General features: G+C 71.7%; 11 protein-coding genes. 8 read left to right on the top strand and 3 right to left on the bottom strand.

Annotation, left to right across the window (positions count from 1 at the left end; all coding sequences use genetic code 11):
- On the bottom strand, positions 1-858 hold an 858-nt coding region (locus H5J26_RS23075; protein ID WP_181767861.1), incomplete at its 3' end, for a DMT family transporter.
- 101 nt (positions 859-959) lie between these two features.
- On the opposite strand from H5J26_RS23075, the gene H5J26_RS23070 reads away from it, so the two are divergent.
- Positions 960-1532, top strand: coding sequence for a helix-turn-helix domain-containing protein (locus H5J26_RS23070; RefSeq protein ID WP_181767860.1), 573 nt, complete (start codon positions 960-962; stop codon positions 1530-1532).
- 43 nt (positions 1533-1575) lie between these two features.
- A complete protein-coding gene (locus H5J26_RS23065; RefSeq protein ID WP_181767859.1) occupies positions 1576-2127 on the top strand; it encodes a YbaK/EbsC family protein in 552 nt (183 codons plus the stop codon).
- A 42-nt stretch (positions 2128-2169) separates the two neighbouring features.
- Here the strand turns inward: H5J26_RS23065 and H5J26_RS23060 are convergent, their stop codons facing one another.
- Positions 2170-2661, bottom strand: coding sequence for a GNAT family N-acetyltransferase (locus H5J26_RS23060; RefSeq protein ID WP_181767858.1), 492 nt, complete (start codon positions 2659-2661; stop codon positions 2170-2172).
- A gap of 34 nt (positions 2662-2695) precedes the next feature.
- Positions 2696-3103: a CoA-binding protein gene (locus H5J26_RS23055; RefSeq protein WP_181767857.1), complete on the bottom strand. Its 408-nt coding sequence runs from the start codon at positions 3101-3103 to the stop codon at positions 2696-2698.
- 79 nt (positions 3104-3182) lie between these two features.
- On the opposite strand from H5J26_RS23055, the gene H5J26_RS23050 reads away from it, so the two are divergent.
- The 6 genes from H5J26_RS23050 to H5J26_RS23025 form a co-directional block, all read left to right on the top strand.
- The gene (locus H5J26_RS23050) at positions 3183-3809 is read left to right on the top strand and encodes a YigZ family protein (RefSeq protein ID WP_181767856.1); all 627 of its coding nucleotides are present in this window, start codon (positions 3183-3185) and stop codon (positions 3807-3809) included.
- Between the two features lie 125 nt (positions 3810-3934).
- Positions 3935-5482 (top strand): MFS transporter, encoded by a 1548-nt coding sequence (locus H5J26_RS23045; protein ID WP_181767855.1) that lies wholly within the window; start codon positions 3935-3937, stop codon positions 5480-5482.
- Between the two features lie 208 nt (positions 5483-5690).
- Positions 5691-7535, top strand: coding sequence for an asparagine synthase (glutamine-hydrolyzing) (gene asnB / locus H5J26_RS23040; protein WP_181767854.1), 1845 nt, complete (start codon positions 5691-5693; stop codon positions 7533-7535).
- Positions 7536-7629: 94 nt separating this feature from the next.
- Complete coding sequence (locus tag H5J26_RS23035; RefSeq protein ID WP_181767853.1) at positions 7630-8424, top strand: SDR family NAD(P)-dependent oxidoreductase; 795 nt, start codon at positions 7630-7632, stop codon at positions 8422-8424.
- 289 nt (positions 8425-8713) lie between these two features.
- The gene (locus tag H5J26_RS23030) at positions 8714-9961 is read left to right on the top strand and encodes an exonuclease SbcCD subunit D (RefSeq protein ID WP_181767852.1); all 1248 of its coding nucleotides are present in this window, start codon (positions 8714-8716) and stop codon (positions 9959-9961) included.
- Positions 9958-11403, top strand: a 1446-nt coding sequence (locus H5J26_RS23025) for an AAA family ATPase (protein ID WP_181767851.1), incomplete at its 3' end; no start/stop codon positions are given. The genes H5J26_RS23030 and H5J26_RS23025, both read left to right, overlap by 4 nt.

Raw genomic sequence — 11403 nt, 5'->3', positions numbered from 1 at the left:
CAGCAGCACCGTGCCGAACAGGGCCAGGCCCGCTCCTGCTGTCTGCACCGCGCGCAGTCTCTCGCGCAGCACTCCGCGGGCCGCGAGCGCCGTGATCACCGGATACAGCGAGGCGAGGACGGCCGCCGTGGTGACCGGGCCGTATTCGGTGGCCAGCATGTACGTGCCGTTGGCCGCGACGTCCGCCAGCCCCACGAAGGCGAGCGCGGGGAGTGCCGCGAGGACGACGCGCCGCCCCCCATCGACGGGCAGTGCCGGTGTGCCGCGCTTGACCTGCACGAACAGAGCGGCACCGCCGACGACGACGTTGCACACGCGCTGCACGAACAGGGCGAGGAAGAGGCCCGCCAGGGTGCTGGTGAAGGCGTGCTCGATGAGGGCCATCACCATGCCGAAGCCGAGCGCCGAGATGAGCGTCAGCGCGATGGTCTGCCGCTGTACGGGCGCGCCGCGCAGCTCCGGCCCTCCTGCCAGCACGACGCCGGCCACCGCGACGGTGATGCCCACGGCCTGGAGCCACCCAGGGCGTTCGCCCAGCGCCAGCCCGACGGCGACGGGAACCACCACGGCGAGCGAGGCCAGGGGGGAGACGACACCCATCGGCCCCTGGGACAGCGCCTTGTAGAAGGTGAGCATGGCCACCGGGCCGACGAGGCCCGCGGCGGCGGCGAACCACAGGTGGCCGCCCCACTCGCTCCAGCCTCCGGTGGCGATCACGATCGCGCCGAGCACGCCGGCCGCGAGCGCCTGCGAGACGACGACCACGGTCAGTGCCGGCATGCGACGGGTCAGCAACCCGCCGCCGAAGTCGGCCAGCCCCCACATCAGGCTGGTGACCAGGGCCAGGGCGGCGGTCATGGAGACACCTCGCAGTACAGTGACGTGAACACGGAAGTCCAGTGCACCGTAGTTTAGCGAACTGAACTCTGTCATCCAAAATATTGGACGGTACCGAGACCGTGACGGACCTCGACCACCTCACGCAGTCCCTCGCCCGCAACCTGAAGCGCTGGCGCCAGGAGCGCGGCTTCACCCTGGACGCCCTGGCGGCCCGGGCCGGTGTGAGCCGGGGGATGCTCATCCAGATCGAGCAGGCCCGTACGAACCCCAGCGTGGGCACCGTCGTCAAGGTGGCGGACGCCCTCGGCGTCAGCATCACCACGCTGCTCGACTTCGATCAGGAACCGCAGGTGCGGCTGGTCCCCGCGGAGCAGGCCGTCCGGCTGTGGTCCACCCCCGCGGGCAGTCACAGCACGCTGCTGGCCGGTGCGGAGGCGCCGGGCCCGCTGGAGCTGTGGTCGTGGAGGCTGATGCCCGGCGAGGGCAGCGACTCCGACCCGCATCCCGCGGGCACGACCGAGCTGGTGCACGTGACCGCGGGCGAGCTCGTGCTGAGCGTGGAGGGAAGCGACTACCGCCTGCCGGCCGGGACTTCGGCTTCCTGCGAGTCGAGCGTGCCGCACGGCTACCGCAACGACGGCGGTGAACCCGTCGAGATGACGATGGCCGTCTCGGTGCCCCCACCGCGATGAGGCCGCACGCCGTCCGCTGACGGGCGGTGTTAGCGTGCGCCGCATGCGCGCACCCATCGGAGACTTCACCTCGGCTGATCCCGCCGCCGACGCCGCACACTTCACCGGGCCGGCCGCCGAGGCCGTGCGGGCCTGGAAGGGCGCGGTGCCTGCGGAGCAGCTGCTCTACGTGGACACCGACCCCGAGAAGGCCGACACGGCCGTCTTCGTGGAGACCTACGGCGCCGATCTGCACGAGACCTCGGCCAACTGCGTCGTGGTCGCCGCGAAGCGCGGCGGCGAGCGCACCCTTGCCGCGTGCGTGGTGCTCTCCCGTACCCGTGTCGACGTCAACGGTGCCGTGCGCCGTCAACTGGAGGCGCGCAAGGCTTCGTTCGCGCCGATGGACACGGCCGTGGAGGAGACGGGCATGGAGTACGGGGGCATCACGCCCATCGGGCTTCCCGCGGGGTGGCCGGTGCTGATCGACGCCGCCGTGACCGAACTGCCCTGGACGCTGATCGGCAGCGGGCGCCGCAGGGGCAAGCTCATCGTCCCCGGCAAGGCACTGGCCGAACTGCCGGGCGCTCTCGTCCTGGCGGGGCTGGGAATCTGACGCGGGGTCTCGGCCGCGTCACCGCGGGAAGGTCAGGCCGCGTCAGCGCCGGGAGCTCAGATCGAGGGAGAGCGCGATGGAGTGTTCTCCGAACCCCAGGGCGCGGTAGAGGTGTTCGGCTTCCTCGGTCGCGTGCAGATCGACCCGGGTGACGTCGCGGGCGGCGAACCAGTCCAGCAGCGCCTCGGTCGTCGCCCGCGCGTAGCCGCGACCTCGATAGCGCTCGTCCGTGCAGACGTTGAAGATGAAGCCGAAGCGCCCGGCCGCGTGTCCGGGAGCGGGCAGCCGCTCCTCCACCCTGCCCACCGCGCAGGCGGCGAGGTGAGGCTCGCCCCCTTCGTCGCCGTCCACGACGAAGGCACCCAGAAGCGGCTCCGTGCCGGGCCGGGTGCGGAGTTGGCGACGGGCGAGCTCCTCGGCCGCGCGCTCCCACGGCCCCGGCTCGTCGCGGCCGTGCATCGCGGCGAACATCAGGCGGCGCAGCCGCACGAGCTCCGCGGCGTCCTGCGGGAGGGCCATGCGTATCGGGATCACGCCGCCGGAGGATAGCCGCCTCTCCTGACGCGGTTCATCCCAGTTTCGGGATCTCGATCGCCGGACAGCGGTCCATGACCATCTCCAGCCCCGCGTCGCGTGTGCGCTCGTACGCACTCACATCGACGACGTCGAGCTGGAACCAGACCGCCTTCGCCCCGATCTCCACCGCCTCGTCAGCCACCTTCCCGGCCAGCTGCGAGTTGACGAAGACGTCGACGACGTCCACGGGGAAGGGGACGTCGGCCAAAGTGGCGTAGCCCTTCTCGCCGTGCACCGTCTCCGCCTTGGGATGCACCGGTACCACGCGCTTCCCGAAGCGCTGAAGGACGCCCGCGACGCCGTAAGCCGCGCGCGCCGTGTTGCCGGACAGCCCGACGACCGCCCATGTGTCTCCGGACTCGGTCAGAATCCTGCGTACCGTCTCCTGGTCTGCGTACATGACCAGTGCAACGGACGGCACCGCCCTGGTGATTCCCGCCCGAGCTCGTTGCCTTCGGGCCCTGCGTAGAGTCCTCCGTATGCATGAGCAGTACGTCACCGTCGCCGGTGAGGGCGTCCACGAGACGGAGGTCAGCCGCTCGCGCTTCCTGTGCGCGCTGGCTCCGGTGGCGACCGAGGAGGAGGCGCGCGCGTTCATCGCACGCGTCCGTGGGGAGCACCCCGGAGCGAGCCACAACTGCTGGGCCTACGTCCTCGGTGCGGACGGCGGCGTGCAGAAGGCGAGCGACGACGGCGAGCCCGGCGGCACCGCGGGGATGCCGATGCTGCAGATGCTCACCCGTCGCGGCATCCGGTACGCCGTCGCAGTCGTCACCCGCTACTTCGGCGGTACCAAGCTGGGCGCGGGCGGTCTGATCCGGGCGTACGGCGGCGCGGTCGGCGAGGCCCTGGACGCGGTGGGCACGCGCGTGCGCCGGCCCTGCCGGCTCGTCACCGTCACCACCGACCACCAGCGCGCGGGCAGGCTCGAGAACGACCTTCGTTCGAGCGGCCGATCCGTGCGGGAGGTGACGTACGGGGCCGAGGTGGCGATCGAGCTCGGGCTCCCCGAGGCCGACCTCGGCGACTTCCGCCGCTGGCTGGCCGACAGCACGGCGGGCACGGCGCAGCTCGAACTCGGCGGCGAGGCGTACGACGACGCCTGAGCTTTTGCGAGCCGATGAGGGCGGACATACCGTGACGAATGCGAAGCGTTCCGTCACGGGCGCGAGGCCCTGATGGCGGCGCGGAGGATCGGCGTCACCACGCCGTGCTGCCGAAAGGTCCGTGGATGCCCGAGAGCCCGGCCGACCCGCCAACCGGCGGTTCCCCTTCCGGCCCCTCGGCGTCGGAGCCGGAGGAGCACACGCCGCACCGCTGGTGGGCCCTGGCCGTCATCGGGCTCGCCCAGCTGATGGTCGTGCTGGACGCGACGATCGTGAACATCGCCCTGCCGTCCGCACAGCGCGATCTGCACTTCTCCAACGACGGCAGGCAGTGGATCATCACCTCGTACACGCTCGCCTTCGGCAGCCTGCTGCTGCTCGGCGGGCGCCTGGCCGATTACTTCGGGCGCCGCCGCACCTTCGTGACCGGGCTCATCGGCTTCGCCGTTGCCTCCGCTCTGGGCGGGGCCGCGGGCAGCTTCACCGCGCTCGTCAGCGCCCGCGCCGTCCAGGGGATGTTCGGATCGCTCCTCGCCCCGTCCGCGCTGTCCCTGCTGACGACCACGTTCACCGAACCGCGCGAACGTTCCAGGGCGTTCGGCGTCTTCGGAGCCATCGCGGGCTCCGGCGGCGCCATCGGGCTGCTGCTGGGCGGGGTGCTGACCGAACACCTGAGCTGGCGGTGGACGCTCTACGTCAATGTGGTCATCGCCGTGGTGGCGGTGATCTTCGCGCTGACCATCCTTCCCCCGCACAAGCCGACCGCACGGCCGTCGCTGGACCTGCCCGGCACCGTCCTGGTCGGCGGCGGGCTGTTCTGCCTGGTCTACGGGTTCTCCAGCGCCGACACGGAGAGCTGGAGCGACTGGAGGTGCTGGGCCTCGCTGAGCGTGAGCGCCCTGCTGATCGCCTGCTTCGTCGCGCGGGAGCTGCGCACGGAGGTGCCGCTGCTCCCGCCCCGCGTGGTGCGCGACCGCAACCGTGCCGCGTCCTTCATCAGTGTGTTCATCGCCGGCGCGGGGATGTTCGGGGCGTTCCTCTTCCTGACGTTCTATCTGCAGAGGACGCTCGGATACTCACCGGTGACCACGGGGCTGGCCTTCCTGCCCCTCGTCGGCTCCCTGATGGTGACGGCTCAGCTCTCCACGAACGTGCTGATCCCCCGCCTGGGGCCCAAGCCCGTGGTGCCGACCGGGATGGCGCTGGCTGCGGGAGGGCTGGTGTGGCTCACCCCGCTCGGGCTGCACAGCTCGTACGTCCCGCATGTGCTGCCGCCCCTGGTGATGCTGGGTGTGGGGCTGGGCCTGGTCATGCCCTCTGCCATCAGCCTGGCGACTCTGGGCGTCGCGCGGCAGGACCAGGGCGTCGCGTCCGCCACCGTCAACACGATGCAACAGGTGGGGGGTTCCATCGGCACCGCCCTGTTCAACACCATGGCGGCCGCCGCGGCCACCGATTACGCGCGCAGCCACCCGCGCACACCGAACCTCTTCGCGCAGGCCGCCGTGCACAGCTATGCGACCGCCTACCGGTGGGCTGCGGGATTCTTCGTGACGGGCCTGGTCATCACCGTCCTGCTCTATCAGCGTGGCCGGCCCAAGGACCTGGCGTCGGGAAGGACGACCGGAGGCCCGCCCGAGGACGCCGGCCGGCCGGGCGCCCGCCTCGGGTGAACCCGCAGGCGAAGCCGGTCCGGACGGGCCGAAAGGCATCGCTGCCCGTCTGTGCAGGTTGACCGGGACGGACAGGGCTGGTGGCATATAGGTGCCCTATACAACTGTCTCGCCCGGAGGGGCCGGCCGTCTCCCACGGCGTGCCTCCCGTGGCGCCGTGCCGTACTCCGGGACGACGCTCCGGCCGCCCCGGAATCGGAGGAAGAAGATGTGCGGAATCGCCGGCTGGATCTCGTTCGGGCGCGATCTGGCGCCGGAGCACAAGACCGTCGAGGCGATGACCGAGACGATGTCCTGCCGCGGGCCGGACGACAGCGGTACCTGGATATCGGGGCCCGCAGCACTCGGTCACCGGCGGCTCGCGGTCATCGACCTGCCGGGCGGGCGCCAGCCGATGAGCACCGAGAGGCCCTCGGGTGAGAGCGTCGCCATGGTGTATTCGGGGGAGTGCTACAACTTCGAGGAGCTGCGCGGGGAACTGGGTGCCCGCGGCCACCGGTTCACGACCGATTCGGACACCGAGGTGGTCCTGCACGGCTATCTGGAGTGGGGCGAGGCCGTCGCCGAACGCCTCAACGGCATGTACGCCTTCGCGATCTGGGACGAGCGTGAGCAGAAGCTCGTGATGATCCGCGACCGTATGGGAATCAAGCCCTTCTACTACAGCGCCACCGAGGACGGGGTGCTCTTCGGCTCGGAACCGAAGGCCATCCTCGCCAACCCGCTGGCCCGCCGCGAGGTCGGACTCGACGGTCTGCGCGAGCTGTTCACCCTCATCAAGACGCCGGGCCACGCGGTGTGGGAGGGCATGCGGGAGGTCGAACCCGGCACCGTCGTGACGGTCAGCCGTACAGGCGTCCGCACCACCGCCTACTGGACGCTGGAGACCCGCGAGCACACCGACGACAGGGACACCTCGGTCGCCCACGTCCGTGACCTGCTCGAAGACATCGTCAGCCGCCAGCTGGTGGCCGACGTGCCGCGCTGCACGCTGCTCTCCGGCGGACTGGACTCCTCCGCCCTGACAGGCATCGCCGCACGGCAACTGGCCGCCCAGGGCGAGAGCGTCCGCAGCTTCGCCGTCGACTTCGTCGGCCACACGGACAACTTCGTCGCCGACGAGCTGCGGGCCACCCCCGACGGACCGTTCGTGCACGACGTGGCCGCCGACAGCCGGACGCAGCACCAGGACATCGTGCTCAGCTCCGCCGAACTGGCCGACCCCGACGTGCGGGCGCGGACGATCAGGGCCCGCGACCTGCCCATGGGCTTCGGCGACATCGACACGTCCCTGCACCTGCTCTTCAAGGCCGTACGCGAGCACTCCACGGTCGCCCTGTCGGGAGAGTCCGCCGATGAGGTCTTCGGCGGCTACAAGCAGTTCTTCGACCCCGAGGCCCGCCGCGCGGATACGTTCCCCTGGCTCGCCGGGCTCGCCCAGATGATCGGCGAGCAGGGGCGGTTCCTGACCGAGGACGTGAGGAACGCGCTGGACCTCTCCACGTACGTCGACGACGGCTACGCCCAGGCCGTCTCCGGGATCGAACGCCTCGACGGCGAGAGCGACTTCGACTTCCGCATGCGGAAGATCTGCCATCTCCATCTGACGCGGTTCGTGCGCGTGCTGCTGGACAGGAAGGACCGCGCCAGCATGGCCGTCGGTCTGGAGGTGCGCGTCCCCTTCTGCGACCACCGGCTGGTGGAGTACGTCTACAACACCCCGTGGAACCTCAAGTCCTTCGACGGCCGGGAGAAGAGCCTGCTGCGGGAGGCGACCGCCGACGTCCTGCCCCGCTCGGTCTACGAGCGGGTCAAGAGCCCCTACCCCTCGACGCAGGACCCCCAGTACGTCGTCGCCCTGCAGAAGAACGCCGAGGAGATCCTGGCCCGGCCCTCCCACCGGCTCTTCGACCTCGTCAGCCGCGACTGGCTGAAGGAGGCGGCCACGGCGGACAGTGAGCAGATCCCGCCGGGGCACCGGCACGGCCTGGAGCACATCATCGACCTCGCCCTCTGGATGGACATGTACGAGCCCGGCCTTACGCTCTCCTGAGCGCACCATCAGGTGACGCCGGGAGCGGCCCGGCCCGCTCCCGGCGTCACCGCAAGGCTCGAATCAGGGCACGTACGAAGGACGGCGAAGCAGGATGGCTCAGCAAGCGGCAACCTCCGAAGGCGAGTTCAGCGGGCGGACGGCCGCCGTGACGGGAGGGGCGTCCGGCATCGGGCTGGCCGTGGTCCGGGAGCTGTCGCGGCGCGGCGCGCAGGTGTGCGTGCTCGACCTGGCCGGTGACGCGCTGCCCGAGGACCTGTTCGGGATCACCTGCGACGTCACCGACCGCGACTCCGTCACGAATGCCATGGCCGCCGTCGAGAAGCGCTACGGACGCCTGGACGTGCTGGTCAACAACGCGGGCATCGGAGCCCAGGGCACGGTCGAGGACAACGACGACGAGGAGTGGCGGCGCGTCCTGGACCTCAACGTCACCGGCGTCGCCCGCGTCAGCGCAGCCGCACTGCCCCTGCTGCGCCGGGGTGCGGCGGCGGAAGGCGACGGCGCCGCGATCGTCAACACCTGCTCCGTCGCCGCCACCGCGGGTCTCCCGCAGCGGGCCCTCTACTCCGCGAGCAAGGGCGCCGTGCTCGCTCTGACCAGGGCGATGGCCGCCGACCACATACGGGAGGGCATACGCGTCAACTGCGTCAACCCCGGCACCGTCGACACCCCGTGGATCGGACGGCTGCTGGAGACCGCCCCGGACCCCGGTGCGGAGCGGGCGGCGCTGGAGGCCCGGCAGCCCACCGGCCGGCTGGTCTCCGCGGAGGAGGTCGCCGCCGCCGTGTGCTACCTGGCCGGGCCGCTCTCCGGCGCGACGACGGGCACCGACCTGGCGGTCGACGGCGGCATGCAGGGGCTGCGGCTCCGTCCCGCCGGACAGTGAACGGACCGGCACGCACCCGGTCGTGCGGTGAGCGGCGCGCGCCCGTCGCTGACTGACGTCGCATCAGGTTCTCCGCCACGCCGCGACGGTTCCCGGCCCGCCTCAACTGCCCATGCTCCGGCAGTGTTTGAGGGGGCTTCGAGGGCGGCTTCGAGCAGCATCGGGAGGGACATCGGGAGGGATACGCCACGGGCCGGTCCGCGCGTTTGTCAGTGCCGGCTGATAGACCAGTGGTGATCCGAATCGAATTCGGCCCGGGGAGAGCACGAGTGCGGGTGGGAGCACTGCTGTGAGATTGCTGCACACGTCGGACTGGCATCTGGGGCGGAGCTTTCACCGCATCAGCCTTCTCGACGCCCAGCGGGACTTCCTCGATCACCTGCTGGCCACAGTCGAGGAGCAGCGAGTCGACGCCGTGGCCGTCGCCGGCGACGTCTACGACCGTGCCGTGCCGCCCCTGGCCGCCGTCGAGTTGTTCGACACCGCCCTGCACCGCCTCGCGGAGCTCGGCGTGCCCACGGTGATGATCTCCGGAAACCACGACTCCGCCCGGCGGTTGGGCGTCGGCTCCGGTCTGATGGAGCACGCCGGAGTCCATCTGCGCACCGACCCCCAGGGCTGCGGCACACCCGTGCTGCTCTCCGACGAGCACGGCGACGTCGCCTTCTACGGGCTGCCCTACCTCGAACCCACGCTCGTCCGGGCCGCCCTGGGCGCCGAGAGCACCGGTCACACCTCCGTGCTCGAGGCCGCGATGGGCCGGGTGCGCGCCGATCTCGAGGGGCGGCCGCCCGGCACACGTTCCGTCGCGCTCGCGCACGCCTTCGTCCACGGAGGTGAATCCTCCGACAGCGAGCGGGACATCACCGTCGGCGGTGTCGCCTCCGTCCCGGCCTCGGTCTTCGACGGCGTCGACTACGCCGCGCTCGGCCATCTGCACGGCTGCCAGAGGATCACCGACCGCGTGCGGTACTCGGGTTCGCCCCTGGCCTACTCCTTCTCCGAGACCGCACACCGCAAGTCCATGTGGCTCATCGACCTCGACGCCGAGGGTGCGGTGACCTCGGAGCGTGTGACCTGCCCCGTGCCCCGCCCCCTGGCGCGGCTGCGGGGCACCCTCGACGACCTGCTCGAGGATTCCGCCCACGCACAGCACGAGGAGTCCTGGGTCGAGGTCACCCTCACCGACTCCGCACGTCCGCACGCCCCCATGGCCCGCCTCGCGGCCCGCTTCCCGCACGTCGTCAGCCTCGTCTTCGCACCCGAGCGCGAGGAGACGGGCACGCACACCTCGTACGCGCGCCGCCTGCGCGGCCGCAGCGACCAGGAGATCGCCGAGGACTTCGTCGGGCACGTCCGCACCGGTCGGACGGCCGACGCCGACGAGCGGGAGATGCTGGGAGAGGCCATCGAGGCCGCCCGTGTGGAGGAGGCCCGGGACGAGGCGTACGCGCAGGCCGACAGCGGCGAACTCGCCCGCGCGCAGCGGGAGTCCGGCAAGGGGCGTGACCCGGCGGTTCTGGGGGCCGCCGGATGAGGCTGCACCGACTGACCCTCACCGCGTTCGGCCCCTTCGCCTCCACCCAGGACGTCGACTTCGACGAACTCTCCGCCGCCGGGCTCTTCTTGCTGCACGGGGCGACGGGCGCCGGCAAGACGTCCGTCCTCGACGCCGTCTGCTTCGCGCTCTACGGCGGTGTCCCCGGGGCCCGCCAGCAGCCGGGGGGCACGCTGCGCAGCGACCACGCCGCGCCGGGCACCCTCACCGAAGTGGTGCTGGACCTCACCGTCGGCGGACGCCGCCTGGAGATCACCCGACGCCCTGAGCAGAGCCGGCCGAAGAGGCGCGGCACCGGCCACACCCGGGAGCGGGCCCAGTCCTGGCTGCGCGAATTCGACGCGTCCGAAGGCGAATGGCGGGCGCTCAGCCGCTCGCACCAGGAGATCGCGGAGGAGATCGCACAGCTGACCGGCATGAGCCGTGACCAGTTCTGCCAGGTGGTCCTGCTCCCGCAGGGAGACTTCGCGCGGTTCCTGCGTTCCGATGCCGAGGACCGGGCCAAGCTGCTCGGGCGGCTCTTCGACACGGGCCGATTCGCCGCCGCCGAGGAGCAGTTGGCGCGGATGCGCAGAAGCGCGCAGGAGGAGGTGCGAGCGGGCGACGAAGCGCTGCTCGGCCTGCTCCACCGGATGCGCCAGGCGCTCGGCACGGGCAGCGGCGGGGGACCCGACGCCGGATTGGACCAACTGCCCTTCTCCGCCGCCTCGTCGGAGACCGGCGAGCCCGCACCGGACGCCCCTCGGACCCTTCCGGACCAGCGCGCCCGCACCTCCGGCCGCCCGGCGCGCGGGCTGCAGCGCAACGGCACAGGCGGGGTGCCGGCACCGGGCGACCCGGGCCTCACCTCCGCCGTACTGGAGTGGGCGGCCATGGCGCGTACGAGTGCACGTGAGCGCCTGGACATCGCCACGATCGCTGCTGCCGCCGCCGAGGAGCACCACGCCGCTGCGACGGCGGAGCAGGAGACCACGCGTGAACTCGCCCGCCGGCAGCGGAGATACGAGGACGCGGAGCGACGCGCACGTGAGCTCGCGCTGCGCGCCGAGGAGCGGGAGCTGACGCGGGAACGGCTGGAGCGCGCCCGTGCCGCAGCCGGTGTCGCCCCGGCCGTCGCCCTGCGCGAGTCGGCGGTGAGGGCCCACACGGAGGCGACTGCGGCGGATGCCGCAAGCCGCGGCCTCATGCCGCCGCACCTGCGGGACGCTCCCGCCGAGAGCCTTGCCGAGTTCGCCGGAGAGGCACGCCAGGAGCTGGGGTCCCTGAACGCCGCCCGGCGGGCGGAGCAGCGCTGCAGCGACATCGACGGCGAACTCGCCACGCTGGAGCGGGAGTCACGCCTGGACGAGGAGGTGCTGCGCGATGCCGGTGAGTGCTCGCCGACCCGCGCACCTCCCGGACGCTGCACGATCATGCGGGAC

Origin of the sequence: Streptomyces albidus (ex Kaewkla and Franco 2022) (assembly GCF_013870515.1) — a bacterium.
GTDB classification, from domain to species: domain Bacteria; phylum Actinomycetota; class Actinomycetes; order Streptomycetales; family Streptomycetaceae; genus Streptomyces; species Streptomyces albidus.
This window is presented reverse-complemented; position numbering and strand designations above follow the sequence as displayed.